The following is a 22,836-nucleotide window of genomic DNA, read 5'->3' as shown; positions in this document are numbered from 1 at the left end:
CCGCCGGGTAGTGGTCACCGACCCCGCCGGGTAGTGGTCACCGACCCCGCCGGGTAGTGGTCACCGACCCCGCCGGGCGGGTCGGGTAGTACTTGCGGGCGCGGTGTCAGCGGCGGTCGAAACGCCCAGCGGCGGCCTGCCCGAGGAACGCCTCGAAGGCACCGCCGGGGAAGACCAACACCGGCCCGGCCGGAGCCTTGCTGTCCCGCACAGCCGTACCCGCCGCAAGACACGCCAACTCGACGCACTGCGGGTCATTGCCTCCGCTGGTGTAGCTGCTCTTGCGCCACCGGGCACCTCGCAGCGCTGTGGCTTCGCTCCACATGCTCCGCCCTCCTAGCTGTTGGCGCGGTCGGTGATCCTGCGCTCAAGTATCACCACCGACTCCTCTCCCGAAGAGGCCGGATTCCGAGCTTGTTCGAAGGCCGCGACGTAGGGCGCGGTGGCTTTGATGTAGTCCGGCCGGGTCAACGACGACACGTACGCCAGCGTCTTCCCCGGCTCGACGTGCAGCAGCGTGAACGGGCAACTCAGGGCGGGAACGATGCCACTCGTGGTCGACCTGGCCAGCACCCGGAAGCGCACGTTCGGCATCCGCGCGACGACGTGCAGGTGCTCGAGTTGGCGCAGGAGCACGTCCGGCCCACCGCTCGATTCGACGACCAACGCCAGCGGGGCCGTGGTTTCCTCGTGGATCAAGCTCCGTGGGCCGAAACGGCTTCCGGCACCGCGAACGCTCGGTTCGCGGTGCCGGAATGCTCGGTTCGCAGTGTCCGAACGCTCGGTTCGGGGGTTACCAGCGGTCGTGGACCAGGGGGCGGATGAGGTCGTCGTAGACGGCCTTGACCTCGGCGTGCGACTCCAGCGGGGCGAGGTCGGCGGCGGAGGCGTTGGCGCGGGCCTGCTCGGGGTTGCGCGCGCCGGGGATGACCACGGTGACGCCGGGCTGGTCGACGACCCACCGCAGCGCGAACTGCGCCATGGTCGCGCCCTCGGGCACCAGCGGGCGCAGCCGCTCCACCGCCTCCAGGCCCACCTCGAACGGCACGCCGGAGAACGTCTCGCCCACGTCGAACGCCTCGCCGTGGCGGTTGTAGTTGCGGTGGTCGTCCTCGCCGAACGTGGTCTCGCGGGTGTAGCGGCCGGACAGCAGGCCCGACGCCAGCGGCACGCGGGCGATGATCGCCACGCCCGCCTCGGCCGCCGCGGGCAGCACCCGCTCCAGCGGCTTGAGGCGCAGCGCGTTGAGGATGATCTGCACGCTGGCCACACCCGGCCGGGCGATGGCGGTCAGCGCCTCCTCGACGGTCTCCACGCTCACCCCGTAGGCGGCGATCCGCTCGGCCTGCACCAGCTCGTCGAGGGCGTCGAAGACCTCGTCGCGCGAGTACACCGGGGTCGGCGGGCAGTGCAGCTGGACCAGGTCGATGGTGTCCACGCCCAGGTTCTGCCGCGAGCGGTCGTTCCAGGCCAGGAAGTTCTCGCGGGTGTAGTTCTCCGGCACCTGCTCGACCCGGCGGCCCATCTTGGTGGCCACCGTGATGCCCGCGTCGCCGCGCTCCCGCAGGAACCGCCCGACCAGCGTCTCGCTGCGCCCGTCGCCGTAGACGTCGGCGGTGTCGAAGAAGGTGACGCCGGTGTCGGCCGCGGTGTGCAGCACCGCGAGCGCGTCGGCCTCGTCCACCTGGCCCCAGTCCGCGCCCAACTGCCAGCAGCCCAGCCCGATGACGCCGACTTCCCTTGCCAACCTGCGCGCGCTCCGCTTTTCCACGCCGTCGATCCTAGGTCGCGCGTTCGGCGGTCGCGCCCTCAGCCCAGCAGCAGGCCGGCGGGCTTACGCCGGGTGTGCACGCGGTAGCCGACCGGGAAGGACAGGCCGGGCGTCTCGGCGATGGCCCGCTCGGCGACCGGCGCGGAGAACTCGATGCGCAGCACCGCCTCCAGGTCGGCCCGCCGCTCGAACCGCCACAGCGCGGTGACGCGGCGCAGCTGGAACCCCTGCGCGTCGAAGAACCGGGTCACGTCGGTGGGCTTGTAGCGCGGCTCGTCGGCGCACAGCCACGGCCCGTACGGCGGCGCCTCGCCGTCGAGGTCCACGATCGCCAGCGTCCCGCCGGGGCGCAGCACCCGGTCGGCCTCGCGGATGCCCGGCTCGCAGCCGGGGCCGAAGAAGTAGGCGGTGCGCGCGTGCACCAGGTCGGCGCTGGCGTCGGGCAGCGGCAGGCGCTGCGCCGGACCCGCGACGACCTCGGCGTTGCCCAGCTCGGCCACGCGCGCCCTGGCCCTGCGCACCAGCGGCGGGTGCGGCTCGACGCCGACCACCCGGCGCGCGTCGCGGGCGAACACCGGCAGGTGGAAGCCGTCGCCGCAGCCGACGTCGACCACGTCGCGCCCGGCCCAGTCGCAGCTCTCGCGCAGGACCCGCCAGATGGCCCCGTCGACGTCCTGGGCGCGGTTCTCCACCTCGTAGACCTCGGGCCAGTGCCAGATGTTGGGGCTGGGCAGGACGTCCGCGAGTCGGACGGCGGTCAACGCGGCTCGGACGAAACCCTTCACGGGACGACTGTAGAGCCGTAGCGTGATCACCCCCCGCATCGCTTGGAGGTCGCGGTGACGATCGTCCCGAACTCCCCCGCCCTGGCTGATCTCCACCCCGGCGCCCCGGTCTGGGTGCAGCTGCCGGTCGACGACCTCCAGGCCACCAAGGACTTCTACGCGGGCCTGTTCTCCTGGCACTACGCCGAGGACGGCGCGGGCACCGTGGCCATGGTGGACAACCTGCCGGTGGCCGGGTTCTGGCCCCACGACCGGCACGGCGCCTGGGTGCCGTACCTGAACACGCCGCACGCCCGCGCCACCGCCGAGAAGGCCCAGGCGCTGGGCGGGCGCATCGCCCGCGAGCCCACCGAGACCAGCACGCTGATCGTCGAGCCGGGCGGGGTGCTGACCGGCTTCCGCAGCGTGCCACCGGACTGGCTGTTCGGCACCGACGGCCACGGCATGTACGCGTGGGCGGAGCTGAACACCCGCCAGGGCGAGGTCACCGACGAGTTCTTCCGCCAGCTGTGCGGGTTCGAGGTCGTGCAGATCGGCGACGGGCTGACGCTGGACTACACGCTCTGGTCGGCGGCGGGCCACACCGTGCTGGGCAGGCAGGAGATGGGCCGCGCGTTCCCGCTCAGCGAGCCGCCGCACTGGATGGTCTACTTCACCGCCGCGCCCGAGATCGGCACCGACTCGGTGGCCGCGCGGGTGCTGGAGCTGGGCGGCCGGGTGACCGTGGAGCCCTACGACACCACGGTCGGCCGCATCACCGCCGTCACCGACCACGCGGGCGCCGTGTTCTCCGTCATCGACCCCTCGCGCAAGGTGCCGCTGGAGGAGATCGGCGCGCCCGTGGACGACCCGTACGACGAGTGACCCGCTACGCGGGCACGAACAGGTGCAGCAGCAGCCAGGACACCACGGCCGAGGGCAGCAGCGAGTCCATCCGGTCCATCAGGCCGCCGTGACCGGGCAGCAGCGTGCCCATGTCCTTGAGCCCGAGGTCCCGCTTGATCAGCGACTCCACCAGGTCGCCCGTGGTGGAGGTCAGCACGATCGCCGCCCCGAACAGCACGCCGTGCCACCACTGGCCGCCCAGCAGCAGGCCCACGGTCAGCACGCCGCCGACCACGCCCGCCGCCATCGACCCGGCGAAGCCCTCCCAGGACTTCTTCGGGCTGATGGCGGGGGCCATGGGGTGCTTGCCGAACAGGACGCCGGCCACGTAGCCGCCGGTGTCCGACAGCACCACGCCGATCAGGAAGGCCAGCACCCGGAACACGCCGTCCTCGGGCACGACCAGCATGACCGCGAAGGAGGCGAACATCGCCACGTAGGCCACCGTGAACACGGAGGCGGTGACGTCCCGCAGGTACCCGTCGGCACCGTCCTTGAGCCGCCACACCAGGCACACCAGGATCGTCACGACGAAGGCCGTGAGCACCCCGCCGCGCTCGTAGGGCCACGCCAGCCACACCACGGCCTGTCCGCCCGCGAGCGCGGGCACCAGGGCGACCCGGATGCCCGCCGCGCGCTTGAGCGCGCCCGCCAGCTCGTACATCGCCACGCCGACGGCCGCCGCGACCACCACCACGAACAGCTGCCGCACCAGGAACAGCGACACCAGGATGACCGCACCCAGACCGACGCCGACCGCGATGGCCGCGCGCAGGTCACGCCCCGCCCTGCCCTGTCGGGACGGCGCGGGCGCGTCCTGCTCACCGCCGCCTGCCACCTGTGCTCCTGTCACGACCCGCCACCGGACGGGTCCACCACCGTGCCGGGGACCCGGCCGTACGCGATCGCCACCTCAGACCTCGAGCAGCTCGGCTTCTTTGTGCTTGACCAGCTCGTCCACCTGCGCCACGTAGCGGTGGGTGACGTTCTCCAGCTCCTTCTCCGCGCGGACGCCCTCGTCCTCGCCCACCTCGCCGTCCTTGACCAGGCGGTCGAGCTCCTCCTTGGCCTTGCGGCGGATGTTGCGGATGGAGACCTTGGCGTCCTCGCCCTTGCCCTTGGCCACCTTCACCATCTCGCGGCGGCGCTCCTCGGACAGCTGCGGGATGACCACGCGGATCACCGCGCCGTCGTTGCTGGGGTTGACGCCCAGGTCGGAGTCGCGAATGGCCTTCTCGACCGAGTTCAGCTGGCTGGTGTCGTAGGGCTTGATGACCGCCATGCGCGCCTCCGGGATGGCGACGCTGGCCAGCTGGTTCAGCGGGGTCGGCGAACCGTAGTACTCGACGACGATGCGCGAGAACATGGCCGGAGTGGCGCGACCGGTGCGCACCGCGGCCAAGTCCTCCTTCGCCACCGACACCGCTTTTTCCATCTTCTCCTCGGCGTCGAGGAGGGTTTCGTCGATCACGGCTGGCTCCCTAGTGTTCGGATCGAATCCCAGCAGGTTCTAGAAGGACGGGCGACCACCGGGGGTGCTCACCAGGGTTCCGATCTTCTCACCGCGCACGGCCCGCGCGATGTTGCCCTCGGTCAGCAGGTTGAACACCATGATCGGCATGTTGTTGTCCATGCACAGGCTGAAGGCCGTGGCGTCGGCGACGTTGAGGCCGCGCTCCAGCACTTCCCGGTGGGTGATGTTGTCGAACATCAGCGCGTCCGGGTCGACCTTGGGGTCCGCGGTGTAGATGCCGTCCACGGCCTTGGCCATCAGGACGACCTCGCACCCGATCTCGAGCGCGCGCTGCGCGGCGGTGGTGTCGGTGGAGAAGTAGGGCATCCCTGCGCCGCCGCCGAAGATCACCACGCGGCCCTTCTCCAGGTGGCGCATGGCGCGGCGGGGGATGTAGGACTCCGCGACCTGGCCCATGGTGATGGAGGTCTGCACGCGGGTGTCGATGCCGTGCTCGCGCTCCAGGAAGTCCTGCAGCGCCAGGCAGTTCATCACGGTGCCCAACATGCCCATGTAGTCGGCGCGGCTGCGGTCCATGCCGCGCTGCTGCAGCTCGGCGCCGCGGAAGAAGTTGCCGCCGCCGATGACCACGGCGACCTGCACGCCTGTTCGGACGACCGCGGCGATCTGGCTGGCGACGGTCTGCACGACGTCCGGGTCGACCCCGACCCCGCCGCCGCCGAACATCTCGCCGCCCAGCTTCAGCATCACCCGGCGGTACCCGCCCGCCGCTTCGGCCTGCTCTACCCCTGCGCTCACCACGGGTCCTCCTCTGGACACGGCAAGGGCGGGGTTGCCACGCGACGCAACCCCGCCCTCACGCGGATCAGGCCTGGCCGACCTCGAACCGGGCGAAGCGGGTCACGGTGACCCCGGCCTCGTCCAGCACGGCCTTGACGGTCTTCTTGGACTCCGTCACGGAGGCCTGCTCCAGGAGCACGACGTCCTTGAAGAAGCCGTTCACGCGGCCCTCGACGATCTTGGGCAGCGCGGCCTCCGGCTTGCCCTCCTCGCGAGCGGTCTCCTCGGCGATGCGGCGCTCGTTGGCCACCAGGTCGGCGGGCACCTCGTCGCGGGTGAGGTAGCGCGGGCGCATCGCGGCGATCTGCATCGCGGCACCGCGGGCGGCGTCCTCGTTGTCGCCGGTGTACTCGACCACGACGCCCACGGCGGGCGGCAGGTCGGCGGCGCGGCGGTGCAGGTAGGTGGTGACCGTGCCGTCGAAGACGGCGACCTTGGCCAGCTCCAGCTTCTCGCCGATCTTGGCGGAGAACTCCTGGACGACCGCGTCGACGGGCTTGCCGTCGAGGTCGGTGGCCTTGAGCACCTCGACGTCGGCCGGGCGGGTGGCCTTGGCGACCGCGACGATCCGGGCCGCGAGCTCCTGGAAGTCGGCGTTCTTGGCCACGAAGTCGGTCTCGCAGCGCAGCTCGATCATCACGCCGTCCTCGGCGACGACCAGACCGTTGGAGGTGGTCCGCTCGGCGCGCTTGCCGACGTCCTTGGCGCCCTTGATGCGCAGGATCTCGACGGCCTTGTCGAAGTCGCCGTCGGCCTCCTCCAGCGCCTTCTTGCAGTCCATCATGCCTGCGGCGGTGAGCTCGCGGAGGCGCTTCACGTCAGCGGCGGTGTAGTTCGCCATCGTGCGGTTTCCGTTCCTTCTGCGGGGTACGCGCGGGTGGTTCTGTGCGCACGCCGCGCCCGCTCGGTCAGCGGGCGCGGCGTTGCGGCGGATCAGGACTGAGCGGCCTCGGAGCCCTCGGCGGGCTTGTCGCCCGCCTCGGCGGCGGGCACGAGCAGCTCCTGCTCCCACTCGGCCAGCGGCTCGCCGGTGGCGACCCCCGGCTCCGGCTTCTCGTCGGCGTTACCGCCCGTGCGCACGCCGGAGCGGGCCATCAGACCGGCGGCGGCGGCCTCGGCCACGACCTTGGTCAGCAGCGCCGCGGAGCGGATCGCGTCGTCGTTGCCGGGGATCGGGTAGTCGACCTCGTCCGGGTCGCAGTTGGTGTCGAGGATCGCGACGATCGGGATGTTCAGCTTGCGCGCCTCGCCGACCGCGATGTGCTCCTTCTTGGTGTCCACGATCCACACGGCGCTGGGCACCTTGGACATGTCGCGGATACCGCCGAGCGTGCGCTCCAGCTTGTCCTTCTCGCGGTTCATCATCAGGATTTCCTTCTTGGTGAAACCCTGGAAACCGCCGGTCTGCTCCATCGACTCCAGCTCCTTGAGCCGCTGGAGGCGCTTGTGCACGGTGGAGAAGTTCGTCAGCATGCCGCCCAGCCAGCGCTGGTTCACGAACGGCATGCCGACCCGCAGGGCCTCGTTCGCGATGGCTTCCTGCGCCTGCTTCTTGGTGCCGATGAACAGGATCGACCCGCCGTGCGCGACCGTCTCCTTGACGAACTCGTAAGCCCGGTCGATGTAGGTCAGCGTCTGCTGCAGGTCGATGATGTAGATGCCGTTGCGCTCGGTGAAGATGTAGCGCTTCATCTTCGGGTTCCAGCGCCGGGTCTGGTGCCCGAAGTGCACGCCGCTGTCGAGCAGCTGCTTCATGGTGACGACGGCCATGGCCGGTATCGCACCTCTTCGATCAGGCGCGCCCGCCGGGCGGGCACGCGGTGTCCGGTTGCACGCGGCGGACCGGGTGGCCCACCGCCCTGGTGCCCCGCCGCCGTCCGAACCGGGGGTCGAACTCACCCCCGGACCGCCGGACGCCGTGACTCGACCGCGGAAGGAACAGGTCGGATCTGCGTTGGCACGCGAAGTCGCCCCGCGCTCACACGGGCCGCGCAAGGAGTGTACGCCCGGAGCCCGCGCGACCACGAACCGACCCCGCGAGTTGTCCACAGGCGGGTGGGTTGTCCACAGGCGGGCCGTTCGCGCTGGCAGGCACGTGCCCGCGACGGCACGGTGGGCCCGTGACTCCCACGATGCGAACGCTCCTGGTCATGGCCTTGACACTGCTGGTCGCCCCACCCGCCGCGGCGGCCCCGGTGCGGTTCGGCTGGCCGCTGGCACCCCCGCACCCGGTGGTGCGGCCGTTCCAGCCGCCCGCCACCCCGTACGGCCCCGGCCACCGCGGCGTCGACCTGGGCGCGCCGCCGGGCGCGCAGGTGCTGGCGGCGGGTGACGCGGTGGTGGTGCACGCCGCCGTGCTGGCCGACCGCCCGCTCGTCTCCCTGCTGCACGCGGGCGGCCTGCGCACCACCTACGAACCGGTGCACCCCACCGTGCGCCCAGGCCAACGGGTGAACCGAGGCACCCCGATCGGCACCCTGCGGCCAGGCCACCAGGGCTGTCCCACCGCGGCCTGCCTCCACTGGGGCGCCACCAGGGCAGCACTCGGAACAACCCCCAGGAGCCGCGGCTACCTCAACCCCCTGCGCCTGCTCACCCCACCCCGCGTCCGCCTACTACCAGTCACACCAATCAGGCAACCCCCACCCGAAGCCACCCCAACCAGGTGACCACCACGCGAGGCCGCGCAGGCCAGGTGACCACCACGCGAGGCCGCGTCGGCCTGTCGGCATGCCTTTCGGAAAAATCACGCCCTTCGATTTTTCCGAAACGCGTGCCGATGGGCCGACTTCCAGGCGGCCGAGCCCGCCGCGCCGGAGGCGCGGCAATTCAACTCAGCTCGTTGAGCTTGGTGCGCAGTCTCAGCACGGCGCGGGTGTGCAGCTGGCAGACCCGTGATTCGGTGACGCCGAGGACCTTGCCGATCTCGGCGAGGGTGAGGTTCTCGAAGTAGTAGAGGGTGACCACGACGCGGTCGCGTTCGGCGAGCTGGGCGATGGCGTCGGCGAGCTGGCGGCGGCTGTCCTGGTCGACGAGGGTGGCCACCGGGTCTTCGGCGTCCTCGTCGGGCAGCGATTCGGCCAGCGAGGAGCCCACGCCGCCCGCGCTGCGCCCGGCGGCGATCAGCTCGTCCAGCGCCACCACGCTGGTGAGCTGGAGCTGCGCGTACAGCTCCCGCAGCTCGTCCAGGCCGATCCGCAGTTCGGCGGCCAGTTCGCGGTCGGTGGGGGTGCGCTGGAGCTTGGCGCCGAGGCGTTCCAGCGCCCGCTCGACGTCGCGCGCCCGGCTGCGCACCGATCGGGGAACCCAGTCCTGGGAGCGGAGGTCGTCCAGGATCGCGCCGCGGATGCGCTGCATCGCGTAGGTCTCGAACTTCAGGCCGCGTTCGGGCTCGAACTTCTCGATGGCGTCGACCAGGCCGAAGATGCCGGACTGGATCAGGTCCGACACGTCGATGTGCGCGGGCAGACCGGTGCCCACCCGTCCCGCGACGTACTTGACCAGCGGCGCGTAGTGCAGCACCAGCCGGTCGCGCAGGGCGTTCTCACGCGAGCGGCCGTAGGTCTGCCACAGCGCGATGATCCCGGCTTCCACGTCGTCGGTCGTGCGCGAGTCGGCGGCCGGGTGCGCGGGCCGCTGGTGGCCGTTGAACACCGCCCCACCGCCGGCATGATCGTCCGCCCCCGCCGGGGCTTGCGCCTGCGACGGGGTCCCCGAGCGTTCGGCGTGCGGGGAGGTCACGGTCGCGGTCCGCGAACGTCCCCCGGCGTCGTCAGGAACGGGGGTGGGTTCGGTCATGGATCGCCTTCAACCGTTCGACGGTGACGTGGGTGTAGAGCTGGGTCGTCGCGAGCGTAGCGTGACCGAGGAGCTCTTGGACGGTGCGCAGGTCGGCTCCCCCTTCCAACAGGTGCGTGGCCGCGGAGTGGCGCAGGCCGTGCGGTCCGGTGTCCGCCGGGTCGGGGACCGCACCCATGACATCGTGGACAACCCGCCTGGCGGTACGCGGGTCGAGCCTGCCGCCGCGCGCGCCCAGGAACAGCGCCCGCTGTGAACGGTCGCTGACCAGCGCGGACCGCCCGTGGTCCAGCCACTGCCGCAGTGCGCGTTCGGCCGGGATGCCGAACGGCACGGTCCGCTCGCGACTGCCCTTGCCCAGCACTCGGATCACCCTTTGGGAGTAGTCCACGTCGTCGAGGTCCAGACCGCACAGCTCGGCGACCCGGACGCCCGACGCGTAGAGCAACTCCACCACGGCCCGGTCACGCAGCGCAACCGGATCGTTCTGCTCCGCAGCCGCCTCGGCGGCCTCCAGGGCGGCGCGCGCCTGGTCCGGTCGTAGCACCGTCGGCAGGGTGCGGTGCCTGCGCGGGGCGGTCAGCCGCAGCCCGTGGTCCTCGCCGAGCAGACCGGCGCGGACCGCCCACGCGGTGAACGTCCGGGCGGCGGCCGTGCGGCGGGCGAGGGTGGTGCGGCTGGCGCCCGCCGCGTGCTGGGCGGCCAGCCAGGACCGCAGCCCGGCCAGGTCGACCGACTCCACGGTGGCGTCGGCGGGCGTGCTGCCCGAGAGGTGGACCAGCAGGGACACCGCGTCGCCCAGGTAGGCGCGGACCGTGTGCGGGGACAGGGACCGCTCCATCGCCAGGTGGCGCTCGTAGGCGGCCAGGGAGCCGCGCACGTCGTCGGGCAGCTCACCGCGCAGTCGGACGAGGTCTGCGCGGCGAGCCCTGGCTGGCGACGGGGACATAGCGTCAAACGCTGCGCCTGTCGGCGCTCCTGGTCAAGCATCGCCACGCCCTGTCGTGCGTTGGGAACGCTTCCAACCTGCGGCGTCCCGCTCGGCGAGGCCCACCAGCTCCAGTTCCGGCAGCAGGGCGCGCACCCTGGCCAGCTCGACGCCGGACTCCACCGCGATGGCCTCGGCGCTGCGCCCGCCCGCCAGGCCCAGCGCTTCGTGCACCCGCATCGCGTCGCCCTGCGGCGGTCCCGGCCCGTCGCACCGCCCCGCCCGCACCAGGTCGTCGCCGAGCCGACCGGTCGACTCGATCACCTCGGCGACGCTGCCGACCGCGACCGCCTCTCCGGATCTGAGCAGCTCGTGGCAGCCCTGCGAGCTGGCGGAGGTGATCGGCCCCGGCACGGCCATCAGCACCCGCCCCAGCGCCGCCGTCGTCGCGGCGGTGTTCTTGGCGCCGCTGCGCCTGCCCGCCTCCACCACCACCGTGCCGTCGCCCAGCGCCGCGATCAGGCGGTTCCGGGTGAGGAAGCGGTGGCGGGCCGGGGTGTGGCCCGGCGGGTACTCGCTGACCACGAGCCCCTGCCGCGGGATGCGCTCCAGCAGCGCCTGGTGCCCTGCCGGGTAGGCGACGTCCACCCCGCACGCGAGCACCGCGATCGTCCGCCCGCCCGCGGCCAGCGCGCCCCGGTGCGCCGCGCCGTCGATGCCGTTGGCCGCGCCGGAGACCACCGTGACACCGGCTTCGGCCAGCCCGAAGCCGAACTCGGCGGCCACGTGCTGGCCGTATCCGCTGGCCGCCCGGCTGCCGACCACGGCGACCGCCCGCTCGACCAGTCCGGCCAGGTCCGCGTCGCCGCGCACCCACAGGGCCAGCGGTGCCAAACCGCAGCGCAGGCCGTGCGAGGCGGCCACGGACAGGGCGGTGAACGGCCAGGCGGGCCACTCCTCGTCCTCGGGGACCACCAGCCTGCCGCCGATCCGGGCGACCCGCCGCAGGTCGTCCTCGGCCCGGTCCTCGGCGCGGCGGGCCGAGGTCTGGCTGTCCACCGCCGGGGGCACCTCCCCCCGGCGCACCAGTTCGGCCGCCCGGACCGGGCCGAGTTCCGCGACGAACGACGCCAGCGCCGGGGCCGGTGGCTCGGCCACGCGCGAGAGGTAGGCCCGCGCCAGGCGCAGCGCCCGCTCACCCCCGCTCACCCCGCCCTCCGCTCGCGGAACTGCAGGGCCGCGGCGACGTGGTCGGCCTCCGGTCGGTCCGCGCCCGCCAGGTCCGCCAGCGTCCACGCCACCCGCAGGCACCGGTCCGCGCCCCTGCCGGTCAGCGCCCCGACGGCCAGCGCGCGGTCGAGCAGCGCGGTGGTCGCCCTGGGCAGGGCGTGCTCGCGGCGCAGCACCGGGCCGGGCACCTCGGCGTTGGTCCGCCAGCCGCGGGCCGACCAGCGGGCCGCCGCCCTGGCCCTGGCCGCCAGCACCCGAGCGCGGACCACCGCCGTGGACTCCGGCTCGGCCACGTCCGCGCCGCTCATGGCGGTCAGCGGCCGCATCGTGACGCGCAGGTCCACCCGGTCCAGCAGCGGACCGGACAGCTTGCCCTGGTAGCGCCTGCGCGCGGCGGGCGGGCAGACGCAGTCGACCTCCTTCGGCGGGGCGCACGGGCAGGGGTTGGTCGCCAGCACCAGCTGGAACCTCGCGGGGTAGCGGACGATGCCGTCCCGCCTGGCCAGGCGGACCTCCCCCTCCTCGAGGGCGGTGCGCAGGGCCTCCAGCTTGCCCGGCCCGAACTCGCACGCCTCGTCCAGGAACAGCACGCCGCGGTGGGCGCGGCTGACCGCGCCGGGCCTTGCCAGCCCCTGCCCGCCGCCCACCAGCGCCGCCGGTGAGGCCGAGTGGTGCAGCGAGACGAACGGCGGGGTCGCCACCAGCGGGGACTCCGGGGTCAGCAGACCCGCCACGGAGTGCACCGCCGTCACGCCCAGGGCCTCCTCCGGTGACAGCGGCGGCAGCAGGCCCACCAGGCGTTGGGCCAGCATGGTCTTGCCGGTGCCCGGCGGCCCGGCCAGCAGCAGGTGGTGGCCGCCCGCCGCGGCCACCTCCAGCGCCCACCTGGCCTCGGGCTGGCCGATCACGTCGGCCAGGTCCAGCCCCTCGGGCACCGCCGCGACAGGCGCCGGGCCCGGCTGCGGCAGGACGTCGTCGCCGTCGAGCCAGGCGATCACCTCGGCCAGCGAGGCCGCGCCGAGCAGTTCCACGCCGTCCACCAGCGCCGCTTCGGGCAGGGAGTCGGCGGGCACCACGGCTCGGCGCAGGCCCGCCCGGCGGGCCGCCAGCAGCGCCGGGAGCGCTCCCCGGACGGGGCGCACCCGGCCGTCCAGCGCCAGCTCGCCCAGCAGCGCGGTGCCCTCCAGGCGCTCGGCGGGCACCGCGCCCGCCGCCGCCAGCACCACGCAGGCCAGGGCCAGGTCGTAGCCGGAACCGCCCTTGGGCAGCGTCGCGGGCGACATGCCCAGCGTCACCCGCTGGGTGGGCCACTGGTGCCCGCTGTTGCGGACCGCCGCCCTGACCCGGTCCTTGGACTCGTGCAGCGCCGCGTCGGGCAGGCCGAGCAGCTGGGTCCGCACCACGCCGACGCCGACGTCGGCCTCGATCTCCACCGGGACGCCGTCGACCCCGAACAGCGCCACCGACCACGCGCGCGCCAGCGCCATCACACGCCCCTGACGTGGCGCAGCCGCACCGGCCCGTCCGGCGGCCACTCCACCGCCACCACGTCGAAGCGCAACCGCACCCAGCCGACCCGGTACTCGGTCAGCCAGCGCAGCGCGACCCGCCGCACCCGGTCCAGCTTCTCCGGGGTCACCGCCTCGACCGGGTCGCCGCGCCCCGATCCGGACCGGCACTTCACCTCGCACACCACCAGCTGCTCGCCGTCGGTGGCCACCACGTCCAGCTCGCCCTCGCGGCAGCGCCAGTTGCGCGAGAGCACCACCAGGCCCTGCTCCTCCAGGTACCGGCAGGCCACGTCCTCGGCCTTGCGGCCCAGGTCGGCGGCGATCGCCTTGGCCGGTGCGGTCATGTCCCCTCCTCGGGTCAGTCGGTGATCCGACTGTGCCCACCGGGGGCGAGGCGATCCAGCGGCGGTCGCGCGGCTGTGGACAACCGGGGTGGCTGTGGACAACTCCGGGGACGACTCCGGCCGGGTCAGCCGGAACTGTCGGTGGGGTGTGCTAACGCCGGAAGGGGGTTCCTCCGCGGAGGAACCCCCTTCCGGACGACGAGCACTAGGAGTTGAACGGGCCGTCCTCCGGCAGCCGCAACTCGGGCTTGTCCAGTTCTTCGACGTTGACGTCCTTGAACGTGATCACCCGGACGTTCTTCACGAACCGGGCGGGACGGTACATGTCCCAGACCCACGCGTCGGACATCCGCACCTCGAAGTAGACCTCGCCGTCCGCGTTGCGGACCTGCACGTCCACCGAGTTGGCCAGGTAGAACCGCCGCTCGGTCTCCACGACGAACGAGAACTGGCTGACGATGTCGCGGTACTCCTTGTACAGCGACAACTCCATCTCGGTCTCGTACTTCTCGAGATCCTCTGCACTCATTACGCCTCCGCGCGGGTGCTCATCGAATCCGCGCCCCTCCTCGTCGCGAGCCTGCCACCGCCGATCTGCGGGGGTCCTCCATTCTGGACCACGCCGGCGCTGATCACCCCGCGCGCCACCCGGTGCGGTGGTTCCACGCCATGTCGAACCGCCGCAGCCGCCACGTTCGCATACGACCAGCGGTGTTGCGCACTCGGGCCGTGCTCCAGCAGCGCGGCGGTGTGCTCGGCGGTGCTGTAGCCCTTGTGCACGTCGAAGCCGTAGACCGGGAACTCCTCGTGCAACCCGGTCATGATCCGGTCCCTGGTCACCTTGGCCAGCACCGACGCCGCCGCCACGCAGGCGGCCACCCGGTCGCCCTTGACCACCGGCGTGCTCGGCGCGGTCAGGCCGGGCACGGGGAAGCCGTCGGTCAGCACGTAGCCGGGGTGCTCGGACAACTGGGCCACCGCCCGCCGCATCCCCTCGATGTTGGCCACGTGCACGCCGATCAGGTCGACCTCACTCGCCGGGACGACCACCACCGCGTAGTCGACCGCGCGCTCCAGCAGCAGGTCGTACATGCGGTCGCGGGCCGCCGCGGTGAGCAGCTTGGAGTCGGTGAGCCCGGCGAACCTCGCGGCATCACCGGGTCTGAGCACGCAGGAGGCCACCACCAGCGGACCGGCGCAGGCGCCCCGACCGGCCTCGTCCACCCCGGCGACGGGTCCGAGGCCGCGCCGGTCCAGCGCGGCCTGGAAAGCCCAGATGCCCGCGGTCTGCCGAACCTGGGCGCGCGGCGGCTTGCGGATCACCCCACGACCCTATCCCAGCCTGGACCGCCGCAGCTTGGCCCGCGCGCGCTTGCCCAGCAGCAGCACCGGCCACGCCGCGGCGAACCCCACGCCCGCCGGGGCCAGGTCCTGCCACGCGGGCGCGCCGATGGCCTGCGCCTGCGGGTTGTGGTCGCTCACGGTCTGCCAGCGCGACGGGGGCAGCACCACCACGCGCGCCTTGCCCACCACGTTGTCCACCGGCACCAGGCCGCCCTCGCGCCCGTCGCCCTGGCAGCGCGAGTCGCACGAGTCGTTGCGGTTGTCCCCCAGCACGAACAGGTAGCCCTCGGGGATCTTCAGCTCGGCGAAGGACTCCTGGACCGTGCTGCGGCCGGGCTCCCAGTACAGGTACGGCTCCTCCAGCGGCTTGCCGTCCACCACCACCCGGTTGCGGGCGTCGCAGCACTGCACGGTCTGCCCGCCCACCGCGATGACCCGCTTGACGAAGTCCTCCTCGTTGGCCGACGGCAGCCCGATCAGCGTGCCGAGGCCGTTGAAGAACCTGGCCACCGGGCTGGTCGGCTCCTGGGTCACGAAGTCCTGGTTGACCCACGTGTCCGGCCCGTGGAAGACCACCACGTCACCCGGCGCGGGCTCGCTGAAGTCGTAGGTGATCTTGTCGACCAGCACGCGGTCGCCGTAGCAGTTCGCGCAGCCGTGCAGCGTCTGCTCCATCGACTCCGACGGGATCATGTAGACCCGCGCCAGGAAGGTCTGGATCAGGAAGGCCAGACCGACCGCCACCACGACCAGGATCGGCAGCTCGCGCCAGAACGAGCCCTTGCGCTTGTGCTTGCCCGCCTTCCGGGCGCGCCTGCGCCACGCCTCGACGGCCTCCTCGTCGGAGGAGCGCTGGGGGTCCTCGTCGGACGAGCCACGGGACGGTGCGACGTCTACCACTCCCCCAGCGTACCGATCAGGTTCGGGAGGGGCCGGTCAGCCGCTCGCGCAGCCGCCGACCGAGGAACAGCACCGGCCACGCGGCGAGCACGCCCGCGCCCGCCGGGACCGCGCCCTGCCACGCGGGCGCGCCCATGGCCACCGCCTGCGGGTTGTGGTCGCCGATGCCCTGCCAGCGCGACGGCGGCAGCACGATCACGCGGGCCTTGCCGATGACGTTCTCCTCCGGCACGGTGCCCGCCTCGCCACCGCCGCCCTGCTTGCGCGAGTCGGTGGAGTTCGTGCGGTTGTCACCCATCACCCAAAGGTGTCCCTCAGGGACCTTCACGGGCGCGAACGGCTCGTGATCGGCCGGGGAGGTGCCGGGCTGCCAGTAGATGTACGGCTCGTCCAGCGGCTTGCCGTCGACCTTGACGCGGTGCTGCTCGTCGCAGCACTCCACGGTCTGCCCGCCGACGGCGATGACCCGCTTGACGAAGTCGCGCTCGTCCGGCGGCGCGAGGCCGACCAGGGACAGCACGGTCTGCAGGCCGTGCACCACGGGGTTGTCCGAGCGCTGGGAGACGAAGTCGTTGCCCCAGGCGTCCGGGCCGCGGAACACCACGACCTCGCCGGGCTCGATCTCGCTGAAGTCGTAGACCAGCTTGTCGACCAGCACCCGGTCGTTCGAGCAGTCGGGGCAGCCGTGCAGCGTCTGCTCCATCGACTGCGAGGGGATGACGTACACCCGCGCCAGGAAGGTCTGGATGAGGAACGTCAGCACCAGGGCGGTGGCCGCCAGCACGAGCAGCTCGCGCCACAGCGGAGGCTTCTTCTTCGCCTCGCCCTGGTGCTGGGCGGCCGAGTCCGCTGGGGACTCGGCCGCGCCGGGACGATCCTGGTCGCCTCCGTCGGCGGAGGGGCGCACGGGGTCTGCCACGTGGGGCAGACTATCCGTGTCGCGTGAACCCGCCGTCAGGAGGCCGGCTTCGCCTCGCGCTTCTCCTTGATCTTGGCGGCCTTGCCGCGCAGGTCGCGCAGGTAGTACAGCTTCGCCCGGCGGACGTCGCCGCGCGAGGCGACCTCGATCTCGGCGATGTTGGGCGAGTGCACCGGGAAGGTGCGCTCCACGCCGACGCCGAACGAGACCTTGCGGACGGTGAAGGTCTCGCGGATGCCGCCGCCCTGACGGCGGATCACGACGCCCTGGAACACCTGGACCCGCTCGCGGGAGCCCTCGATGACGCGGACGTGGACCTTCAGCGTGTCGCCCGGCCGGAAGCTCGGGATGTCGGAGCGCAGCGACTGGGCGTCAAGAGCGTCCAGGGTGTTCATCGGTGGTCCGTCCTCGTCCTCACGTGTATTGCGTACTCCCCCAGGGCGCGTTCCATGTCAACTACCAGCTTGGGGGCGGGCTTGCGGCGCACGCCGGACGTACCCGGCTGCAGCAACCTGTCCAGTGTGCCAGACGACCAGCGTCCGCACGAAATCGGGTGCTGGGTGAACCGCGACGCCGGGTAGTGGTTAGCGGCCCTGCGGCGCGGGGCGGGTGGTACTTGCTTGCGTTCGGGTGTCGAGCAGCTTGCGGTCGTGCTTGTCCAGCGCGTCCTCGGGGAGGGCGGCCAGCAGGTCGGGTCGCCGCTCCAGGGTGCGCAGCAGCGCCTGGTCGCGCCGCCAGCGGTCGATGGCCTTGTGGTTGCCCGACCGCAGCACCTCGGGCACCGCCAGGTCGCGCCACACCTCGGGCCGGGTGTAGCTGGGGCCCTCCAGCAGGCCGTCGGAGAACGAGTCCTGCGCGGCCGAGGCCGGGTTGCCCAGCACACCGGGCAGCAGCCGGGCCACGGCCTCCACCATCACCAGCACCGCGACCTCGCCGCCGACGAGCACGTAGTCGCCGATGGAGACCTCGTCCACGCGCATCCGGCGGGCCGCGTCGTCCACCACGCGCTGGTCGATGCCCTCGTACCGGCCGCAGGCGAAGACCAGGCGCGGCTCGGCGGCGAACTCGTGCGCCAACTCCTGGGTGAACGGCCTGCCCGCGGGGGTGGGCACCACCAGGCGGGGGGTCTGGCCCGCGCACACCTCGTCCAGCGCCTCGCCCCACACCTGGGGCTTCATCACCATGCCGGGACCGCCGCCGTACGGGCTGTCGTCCACGGCCTTGTGCACGTCGTGCGTCCAGTCGCGCAGGTCGTGCACCTCGACGCTGATCAGGCCCCGGTCGATGGCCTTGCCCAGCAGCGCGGCGCGCAGCGGCTGGAGGTACTCGGGGAAGATGGTGACGACGTCAATCCGCATCGAGCAGGCCCTCTGGCGGGTCCAGGACGACGCGGCCACCGGCCACGTCCACGGTGGGCACGATCTCCCGCACGAACGGCACCAGCGCCTCGCCGCCGCCCTCGCGGCGCACGACCAGCAGCTCGCCGCCGGGGCCGTGCACGATCTCCAGGACGGTGCCCACCTTCGTGCCGTCGGCCAGCTCTGCCGACAGGCCCTCCAGCTCGTGGTCGTAGAACTCGTCCGGGTCACCGGTGGGCGGCAGGTCCTCGGTGCGGCCGAACAGCAGCGTGCCGCGCAGCAGCTCGGCCACGTCGCGGGTCAGGACTTCCTCGAAGCGCACCAGCAGCCGCCCGGCGTGGTGCCGGGCGGCTGCGACGGTGAGGTTGCGAGACGTGCCGTCGCGCAGCTTCGCGACCAGGACCGAGCCCAGCGCGAACCGCGTTTCCGGCGAATCGGTGCGCACGTCCACGGCGAGCTCGCCGTGGATGCCGTGCGCCTTGGCCACTCGGCCGACGACGACGTCCATGCGTGCGCTCAGCGGTCGGTGTCGACCACGTCGACGCGCACGCCACGACCCCCGATGCCCGCCATCACGGTGCGCAGCGCGGTCGCGGTGCGGCCACTGCGGCCGATCACCTTGCCGAGGTCATCCGGGTGGACGTGCACCTCGAGCGTGCGACCGCGACGGGTCGTGACCAGGTTCACCCGGACCTCGTCCGGGTGGTCGACGATGCCCCGAACGAGATGTTCCAGGGCGTCAGCCAACAAGCTCACGCCTCGTCCTTGGCTGCCTCGGCGGCGGGCTCGGCGTCGGCCTTCTTGGCGGCCTTCTTCTTCGGGGTGGTCGCCTCGGTGGTGGGCTCCTCACCGGCGGCGGCCAGCGCGGCGGCGAACAGGTCCGCCTTGCTCGGCTTGGGCTCCTTGACCTTCAGGGTGCCCTCGGCGCCGGGCAGGCCCTTGAACTTCTGCCAGTCGCCGGTGATCTCCAGCAGGCGCTGGACGGACTCGGTCGGCTGCGCGCCGACACCCAGCCAGTACTGGGCCCGCTCGGAGTCGACCGCGATGAACGACGGCTCCTCCTTCGGGTGGTACTTGCCGATGGTCTCGATGGCCTTGCCGTTGCGGCGGGTGCGAGCGTCGGCGACGACGATCCGGTAGTACGGCTGACGGATCTTGCCAAGCCGCTGCAGCTTGATCTTGACGGCCACGGGTGTGGGTGCTCCTCAGGCTCTCGTTTTGCTCACGTGCGGGCACTCCCTCACCCGAGTGGGGCACGGGTGGTGAAAGCCCAAATGTCTGGGCGCCACGGCACGGTGAGAGGGACCGGCCTCGGCGAACAACCAGCCATTCTGCCAGACGTGGCTAGTCCGCGACGAATCGGCCCGGCACGACGCCCGCCTCGACCAGTGCCGCGCGGACCGCGCGGGCGTGCCGGACGGCGCCGGGGGTGTCCCCGTGCAGGCACAGCGAGTCGACCTCGACGGGCACCGCGGAACCGTCCACGGCGATCAGCTCCCGCCGCTGGGCCAGCCGCACCGCCCGCTCCACCACGGCGTCGGTGCTGGTCAGCAGGGCGCCCGGCTGGGAGCGCGGGACCAGCGTGCCCTCCGGGGTGTAGCCGCGATCGGCGAACGCCTCGCGCACCGCGCGCAGCCCGGCCCGCTCGGCGGCCTCCAGCAGCCGCGAGCCGGGCAGGCCCAGCACGGGCAGCTCGCCGAACGCCCGCACCCCCGCCACCACCGCCCGCGCCTGCGCCTCGTGGTGGACGGTGGCGTTGTAGAGCGCGCCGTGCGGCTTCACGTAGAGCACCCGCGTGCCCGCCGCGCGGGCGCACGCGTCCAGCGCCCCGATCTGGTAGAGCACCTCGTCGGCCAGCTCGGCCGGGTCGGCGTCGATGAACCGGCGGCCGAACCCGGCCAGGTCGCGGTAGGACACCTGCGCGCCCACCGCGACGCCGCGCTCGGCCGCCGCGGCGCACACCCTCCGCATCGTCGACGGGTCGCCCGCGTGGAACCCGCAGGCCACGTTGGCGCTGGTCACGACGTCGAGCAGGGCCTCGTCGTCGCCCAGCCGCCAGATGCCGAAGCCCTCGCCGAGGTCGCTGTTGAGATCCAGGTTCACGCGGGCATCGCCCCCAGGGTGACCAGCAGCAGGGTGAGACCGGGCAGGAAGTTGTTGATCACGTGCGCCACCACGCTGGCGGTGAGCCTGCCGGTGACCAGCCGGGCGATGCCGATGGGCAGCGCGATGACGATCAGCAGCGAGGTGCGCAGCGGCTCCAGGTGGCTGGCCGCGAAGATGAGCGTGGTCAGCACGAACGCCGCCCACCGGCTCCAGCCCTGCCGCTCGATCGCGCCCCACAGCAGGCCGCGGTAGATGATCTCCTCGCACACCGGCCCGACGAAGCAGACGTAGAGGAACATCGCGACGGCCGCGCCCAGCGGCAGCGACGCCCCGTCCACCAGCTCGCCGATGGCCGAGGTGGCGTTCTGGTCGCCGACCAGCCGGGACCAGGCCAGCGCGGCCACGTAGGTCAGCGCCAGGCCGAGCAGGCCCAGCTTGAGCCCGACCTTCACGTCCGCCCAGTCCCAGCGCAGCCGCAGGTCGGTCAGCGGCCCGTTGCCGCGCAGCCGGGTGATCACCACCGCCACGGCCGCGGCCAGCACGGTGGGCACCATCGAGCCCACCAGGATGAAGGTCACCGACGAGCCGATGTCGGTGCCGGAGGTGCGGGCCAGCGCGGTGATGAACACCGCGGACAGCACGAAGACCGCCTCCACGAGCAGGAAGGCGCCGAAGCCCCAGCGCTGCCCCGCCCGCTGCTGCGGTTCGCGGCCGACCGCGCGCACGCTGGCGATGAGCCCCGGTGGCGGTTCATCCGGTGGGTTCACGAGCCATCACCCCAGTCAGGAAGCGCCTGCGTACAGGTAGGCCGCGGGCAGCAGGTTGTTGGTGGCGTGGGCGATCACGCTGGCCGGCACCCGGCCGGTGATCAGGCGGGCCGCGCCGATCGCCAGGCCCTGGGCGAAGAGGCTGACGGTCCGCCACGACTCCTCGTGCAGGAACGCGAAGATCAGCGAGGTCAGCCCCAGTATGGCCAGCGGGGGGACGCGGTGGTGCTCCAGTGCGCCCCAGAGCGCGCCGCGGGTGAGCAGCTCCTCGGTCAGCGGAGCGCCGACGACCACGAACAGCGCCGCCAGCGCGAGCCACACCGACTTCCCGCCCGACAGCGCGCCGATCTCCTCCAGCGGGCTGCTGGTGTCGCGGCGCAGTCGGAGGAGCACGACCCCGAGTACCCACGCGGCCAGCAGGGACAACCCCCCGCAGGCCAAGCCGACCTTGACGTCCCGCGCGGTGGGGACGACGCCGAAGTCGCGGCGCGGGCCCCCGCCGCGCCACCAGGACAGCACCACCGGCCCCAAGCCCAGCAGCGCGTTGGGCACGAACAGCAGCAACAGCAGCGGGCCGAGCACCGGCGGGTCGGCGATGTCGATCTCGGCGAAGCGGTCGGCGCTGACCGCCGTGATCAGCAGGGTGGCCAGGTGGTAGCCGCCCAGGCCCGCGAAGAAGGCAGGGAAACCCCAGTGCGCCAGAGCGGTCCGCCGCGGTTCCTCCACTCGACCGAACGTACTGGCACGCCCGCGCGGGGTGGCCAGCAGGACCGCACAAGATCACCCTGACGGCCGCACCCCGTGCGCCGTCAGTGGATTCGGCCGCGCAGCATCACCAGGTCCGGGTGGCGCAGCACGCCGAGGTCGCGGCGCGGGTCCTCCCGGTAGACGACCACGTCCGCCGCCGCGCCCTCGACCAGCGACGGGAAGCCCAGCCACTCCCGGGCCGCCCAGGAGGCCGCGCCGATGGCCAGGGTCGTGCTCATGCCCACGCCGTGCAGCGCCGCGATCTCGTCGGCGATGCGGCCGTGCGCGATGCCGCCGCCCGCGTCGGTGCCCGCGAACACCGGCACCCCGGCCTCGACGGCGGCGGCCACCGTGGCCCGGTTGCGGGCGTGCAGGTCCAGCATGTGCCGGGCGTACACCGGGTACTTCTCCGCGTTCGCCGCGATGCCGGGGAACTTCTCGATGTTGATCAGCGTGGGCACCAGGGCGGTGCCCGCCTGGGCCATGGCGGCGATGGCGTCGTCGGTCAGGCCGGTGCCGTGCTCGACGCAGTCCACGCCCGCCGCCAGCAGGCCCGGCAGCGCGTCCTCGCCGAACACGTGCGCGGTGACGCGGGCCTTGGCCTCGTGCGCCACCTTCACCGCCTCGGCCAGCACGTCGTCCGGCCACAGCGGGGCCAGGTCGCCGGTGGACCGGTCGATCCAGTCGCCGACCAGCTTGACCCAGCCGTCGCCCTCGGCGGCCTGCTCGGCCACGACGGCGGGCAGCGCGGCCGGGTCCTCGACCTCCACGCCCACGTACCGGGTGTACCGCTTGGGGCGGGCGATGTGCCTGCCCGCGCGGATGATCCGGGGCAGGTCCAGCCGCTCCTGCAGCGGGCGGGTGTCGATCGGCGAGCCGCAGTCGCGGATCAGCAGGGCGCCCGCGTCCCGGTCCGCCAGCGCCTGGTCGACGGCCTCGGGCAGCTCGACCGCGCCCTGCGGGCCCAGGCCGACGTGGCAGTGCGCGTCGACCAGGCCGGGCAGCAGGTAGCCGCCGTCGACCACGGTCCGCGCGCCGGGCACGGGCCGGGTCCGGATGCGCCCGTTGACCACCCACAGGTCGCGCGGCTCGTCGTCGGGCAGCACGACGCCGCGCAGGTGCAGACCGC

The 22,836-nt window shown here is 72.8% G+C and carries 29 protein-coding genes; 2 read left to right on the top strand and 27 right to left on the bottom strand.

Annotation, left to right across the window (positions count from 1 at the left end; all coding sequences use genetic code 11):
• Window positions 1-106: 106 nt before the first annotated feature.
• The 4 genes from IEZ00_RS09940 to IEZ00_RS09925 form a co-directional block, all read right to left on the bottom strand.
• A complete protein-coding gene (locus IEZ00_RS09940; RefSeq protein WP_189222890.1) occupies window positions 107-325 on the bottom strand; it encodes a DUF397 domain-containing protein in 219 nt (72 codons plus the stop codon).
• 11 nt (window positions 326-336) lie between these two features.
• Window positions 337-666, bottom strand: a complete 330-nt coding sequence (locus IEZ00_RS09935; protein ID WP_268248694.1) for a Scr1 family TA system antitoxin-like transcriptional regulator — start codon at window positions 664-666, stop codon at window positions 337-339.
• A 127-nt stretch (window positions 667-793) separates the two neighbouring features.
• Window positions 794-1,771 (bottom strand): aldo/keto reductase, encoded by a 978-nt coding sequence (locus tag IEZ00_RS09930; protein WP_189222888.1) that lies wholly within the window; start codon window positions 1,769-1,771, stop codon window positions 794-796.
• A gap of 38 nt (window positions 1,772-1,809) precedes the next feature.
• Window positions 1,810-2,556, bottom strand: coding sequence for a class I SAM-dependent methyltransferase (locus tag IEZ00_RS09925; protein ID WP_229795359.1), 747 nt, complete (start codon window positions 2,554-2,556; stop codon window positions 1,810-1,812).
• Window positions 2,557-2,610: 54 nt separating this feature from the next.
• Here IEZ00_RS09925 and IEZ00_RS09920 point away from each other — a divergent pair, with 54 nt between their 5' ends.
• Window positions 2,611-3,420: a VOC family protein gene (locus tag IEZ00_RS09920; protein WP_189222886.1), complete on the top strand. Its 810-nt coding sequence runs from the start codon at window positions 2,611-2,613 to the stop codon at window positions 3,418-3,420.
• Window positions 3,421-3,424: 4 nt separating this feature from the next.
• Here IEZ00_RS09920 and IEZ00_RS09915 read toward each other — a convergent pair whose 3' ends face one another.
• The 5 genes from IEZ00_RS09915 to rpsB form a co-directional block, all read right to left on the bottom strand.
• Window positions 3,425-4,279: a phosphatidate cytidylyltransferase gene (locus IEZ00_RS09915; RefSeq protein ID WP_189222885.1), complete on the bottom strand. Its 855-nt coding sequence runs from the start codon at window positions 4,277-4,279 to the stop codon at window positions 3,425-3,427.
• A gap of 75 nt (window positions 4,280-4,354) precedes the next feature.
• On the bottom strand, window positions 4,355-4,912 hold the full coding sequence (gene frr, locus IEZ00_RS09910; protein WP_121008492.1) for a ribosome recycling factor: 558 nt from the start codon (window positions 4,910-4,912) through the stop codon (window positions 4,355-4,357).
• 39 nt (window positions 4,913-4,951) lie between these two features.
• The gene (pyrH, locus tag IEZ00_RS09905) at window positions 4,952-5,662 is read right to left on the bottom strand and encodes a UMP kinase (RefSeq protein WP_229795489.1); all 711 of its coding nucleotides are present in this window, start codon (window positions 5,660-5,662) and stop codon (window positions 4,952-4,954) included.
• 118 nt (window positions 5,663-5,780) lie between these two features.
• On the bottom strand, window positions 5,781-6,596 hold the full coding sequence (gene tsf, locus IEZ00_RS09900) for a translation elongation factor Ts (protein WP_189222883.1): 816 nt from the start codon (window positions 6,594-6,596) through the stop codon (window positions 5,781-5,783).
• A gap of 92 nt (window positions 6,597-6,688) precedes the next feature.
• Window positions 6,689-7,525: a 30S ribosomal protein S2 gene (gene rpsB, locus IEZ00_RS09895; RefSeq protein ID WP_189222882.1), complete on the bottom strand. Its 837-nt coding sequence runs from the start codon at window positions 7,523-7,525 to the stop codon at window positions 6,689-6,691.
• Between the two features lie 380 nt (window positions 7,526-7,905).
• On the opposite strand from rpsB, the gene IEZ00_RS09890 reads away from it, so the two are divergent.
• Window positions 7,906-8,424, top strand: a complete 519-nt coding sequence (locus IEZ00_RS09890; RefSeq protein WP_229795358.1) for a M23 family metallopeptidase — start codon at window positions 7,906-7,908, stop codon at window positions 8,422-8,424.
• Window positions 8,425-8,584: 160 nt separating this feature from the next.
• Here IEZ00_RS09890 and IEZ00_RS09885 read toward each other — a convergent pair whose 3' ends face one another.
• From IEZ00_RS09885 to IEZ00_RS09800, 18 genes are all read right to left on the bottom strand, one after another.
• On the bottom strand, window positions 8,585-9,553 hold the full coding sequence (locus tag IEZ00_RS09885) for a FliA/WhiG family RNA polymerase sigma factor (protein WP_189222880.1): 969 nt from the start codon (window positions 9,551-9,553) through the stop codon (window positions 8,585-8,587).
• A complete protein-coding gene (locus tag IEZ00_RS09880; protein WP_189222879.1) occupies window positions 9,528-10,502 on the bottom strand; it encodes a tyrosine recombinase XerC in 975 nt (324 codons plus the stop codon). The genes IEZ00_RS09885 and IEZ00_RS09880 overlap by 26 nt, the downstream gene beginning before the upstream one ends.
• 33 nt (window positions 10,503-10,535) lie before the next feature.
• A complete protein-coding gene (gene dprA, locus IEZ00_RS09875; protein ID WP_189222878.1) occupies window positions 10,536-11,690 on the bottom strand; it encodes a DNA-processing protein DprA in 1,155 nt (384 codons plus the stop codon).
• Window positions 11,687-13,198, bottom strand: coding sequence for a YifB family Mg chelatase-like AAA ATPase (locus IEZ00_RS09870; RefSeq protein ID WP_189222877.1), 1,512 nt, complete (start codon window positions 13,196-13,198; stop codon window positions 11,687-11,689). The genes dprA and IEZ00_RS09870 overlap by 4 nt, the downstream gene beginning before the upstream one ends.
• A complete protein-coding gene (locus IEZ00_RS09865; protein WP_189222876.1) occupies window positions 13,198-13,566 on the bottom strand; it encodes a YraN family protein in 369 nt (122 codons plus the stop codon). The genes IEZ00_RS09870 and IEZ00_RS09865 overlap by 1 nt, the downstream gene beginning before the upstream one ends.
• 205 nt (window positions 13,567-13,771) lie before the next feature.
• Window positions 13,772-14,095 (bottom strand): DUF2469 domain-containing protein, encoded by a 324-nt coding sequence (locus IEZ00_RS09860; RefSeq protein WP_033431454.1) that lies wholly within the window; start codon window positions 14,093-14,095, stop codon window positions 13,772-13,774.
• Window positions 14,095-14,889 (bottom strand): ribonuclease HII, encoded by a 795-nt coding sequence (locus IEZ00_RS09855; RefSeq protein WP_189222875.1) that lies wholly within the window; start codon window positions 14,887-14,889, stop codon window positions 14,095-14,097. Before IEZ00_RS09855 ends, IEZ00_RS09860 begins: the two co-directional genes overlap by 1 nt.
• A gap of 9 nt (window positions 14,890-14,898) precedes the next feature.
• The gene (lepB, locus tag IEZ00_RS09850) at window positions 14,899-15,810 is read right to left on the bottom strand and encodes a signal peptidase I (RefSeq protein WP_189222874.1); all 912 of its coding nucleotides are present in this window, start codon (window positions 15,808-15,810) and stop codon (window positions 14,899-14,901) included.
• Between the two features lie 16 nt (window positions 15,811-15,826).
• Window positions 15,827-16,729, bottom strand: a complete 903-nt coding sequence (gene lepB, locus IEZ00_RS09845; RefSeq protein ID WP_229795357.1) for a signal peptidase I — start codon at window positions 16,727-16,729, stop codon at window positions 15,827-15,829.
• A gap of 35 nt (window positions 16,730-16,764) precedes the next feature.
• Window positions 16,765-17,124: a 50S ribosomal protein L19 gene (gene rplS, locus IEZ00_RS09840; protein WP_073896548.1), complete on the bottom strand. Its 360-nt coding sequence runs from the start codon at window positions 17,122-17,124 to the stop codon at window positions 16,765-16,767.
• 189 nt (window positions 17,125-17,313) lie between these two features.
• Window positions 17,314-18,087 carry a tRNA (guanosine(37)-N1)-methyltransferase TrmD gene (trmD, locus tag IEZ00_RS09835; RefSeq protein ID WP_189222873.1) on the bottom strand — a complete coding sequence of 258 codons (774 nt, stop codon included), beginning with the start codon at window positions 18,085-18,087 and terminating at the stop codon, window positions 17,314-17,316.
• Complete coding sequence (rimM, locus tag IEZ00_RS09830) at window positions 18,077-18,595, bottom strand: ribosome maturation factor RimM (RefSeq protein WP_189222872.1); 519 nt, start codon at window positions 18,593-18,595, stop codon at window positions 18,077-18,079. Before rimM ends, trmD begins: the two co-directional genes overlap by 11 nt.
• An 8-nt stretch (window positions 18,596-18,603) precedes the next feature.
• Window positions 18,604-18,843, bottom strand: coding sequence for an RNA-binding protein (locus IEZ00_RS09825; protein ID WP_015804618.1), 240 nt, complete (start codon window positions 18,841-18,843; stop codon window positions 18,604-18,606).
• Complete coding sequence (gene rpsP, locus IEZ00_RS09820; protein WP_189222871.1) at window positions 18,840-19,277, bottom strand: 30S ribosomal protein S16; 438 nt, start codon at window positions 19,275-19,277, stop codon at window positions 18,840-18,842. Before rpsP ends, IEZ00_RS09825 begins: the two co-directional genes overlap by 4 nt.
• Before the next feature lie 154 nt (window positions 19,278-19,431).
• Window positions 19,432-20,190 carry a LamB/YcsF family protein gene (locus tag IEZ00_RS09815; RefSeq protein WP_189222870.1) on the bottom strand — a complete coding sequence of 253 codons (759 nt, stop codon included), beginning with the start codon at window positions 20,188-20,190 and terminating at the stop codon, window positions 19,432-19,434.
• The gene (locus IEZ00_RS09810; protein ID WP_189222869.1) at window positions 20,187-20,960 is read right to left on the bottom strand and encodes a CPBP family intramembrane glutamic endopeptidase; all 774 of its coding nucleotides are present in this window, start codon (window positions 20,958-20,960) and stop codon (window positions 20,187-20,189) included. Before IEZ00_RS09810 ends, IEZ00_RS09815 begins: the two co-directional genes overlap by 4 nt.
• A 15-nt stretch (window positions 20,961-20,975) precedes the next feature.
• On the bottom strand, window positions 20,976-21,686 hold the full coding sequence (locus tag IEZ00_RS09805) for a CPBP family intramembrane glutamic endopeptidase (RefSeq protein ID WP_189222868.1): 711 nt from the start codon (window positions 21,684-21,686) through the stop codon (window positions 20,976-20,978).
• 83 nt (window positions 21,687-21,769) lie between these two features.
• Window positions 21,770-22,831: an amidohydrolase family protein gene (locus IEZ00_RS09800; RefSeq protein ID WP_195826260.1), complete on the bottom strand. Its 1,062-nt coding sequence runs from the start codon at window positions 22,829-22,831 to the stop codon at window positions 21,770-21,772.
• Window positions 22,832-22,836: the final 5 nt, after the last annotated feature.

Origin of the sequence: Saccharothrix coeruleofusca (assembly GCF_014648515.1) — a bacterium.
GTDB classification, from domain to species: Bacteria; Actinomycetota; Actinomycetes; order Mycobacteriales; family Pseudonocardiaceae; genus Actinosynnema; species Actinosynnema coeruleofuscum.
The sequence above is the reverse complement of the archived record's forward strand: the minus strand, read 5'-3'. Positions and strand labels throughout refer to the sequence as shown.

What these genes read in the sequence shown, in the direction of transcription:
- IEZ00_RS09860 (WP_033431454.1), bottom strand. Translation starts at nt 14,095, where the DNA reads ATGAGTGCAGAGGATCTCGAGAAGTACGAGACCGAGATGGAGTTGTCG.
- rimM (WP_189222872.1), bottom strand. Translation starts at nt 18,595, where the DNA reads ATGGACGTCGTCGTCGGCCGAGTGGCCAAGGCGCACGGCATCCACGGC.
- trmD (WP_189222873.1), bottom strand. Translation starts at nt 18,087, where the DNA reads ATGCGGATTGACGTCGTCACCATCTTCCCCGAGTACCTCCAGCCGCTG.
- rpsB (WP_189222882.1), bottom strand. Translation starts at nt 7,525, where the DNA reads ATGGCCGTCGTCACCATGAAGCAGCTGCTCGACAGCGGCGTGCACTTC.
- IEZ00_RS09885 (WP_189222880.1), bottom strand. Translation starts at nt 9,553, where the DNA reads ATGACCGAACCCACCCCCGTTCCTGACGACGCCGGGGGACGTTCGCGG.
- IEZ00_RS09880 (WP_189222879.1), bottom strand. Translation starts at nt 10,502, where the DNA reads ATGTCCCCGTCGCCAGCCAGGGCTCGCCGCGCAGACCTCGTCCGACTG.
- tsf (WP_189222883.1), bottom strand. Translation starts at nt 6,596, where the DNA reads ATGGCGAACTACACCGCCGCTGACGTGAAGCGCCTCCGCGAGCTCACC.
- IEZ00_RS09870 (WP_189222877.1), bottom strand. Translation starts at nt 13,198, where the DNA reads ATGGCGCTGGCGCGCGCGTGGTCGGTGGCGCTGTTCGGGGTCGACGGC.
- IEZ00_RS09890 (WP_229795358.1), top strand. Translation starts at nt 7,906, where the DNA reads ATGGCCTTGACACTGCTGGTCGCCCCACCCGCCGCGGCGGCCCCGGTG.
- pyrH (WP_229795489.1), bottom strand. Translation starts at nt 5,662, where the DNA reads ATGCTGAAGCTGGGCGGCGAGATGTTCGGCGGCGGCGGGGTCGGGGTC.
- rplS (WP_073896548.1), bottom strand. Translation starts at nt 17,124, where the DNA reads ATGAACACCCTGGACGCTCTTGACGCCCAGTCGCTGCGCTCCGACATC.
- IEZ00_RS09940 (WP_189222890.1), bottom strand. Translation starts at nt 325, where the DNA reads ATGTGGAGCGAAGCCACAGCGCTGCGAGGTGCCCGGTGGCGCAAGAGC.
- IEZ00_RS09865 (WP_189222876.1), bottom strand. Translation starts at nt 13,566, where the DNA reads ATGACCGCACCGGCCAAGGCGATCGCCGCCGACCTGGGCCGCAAGGCC.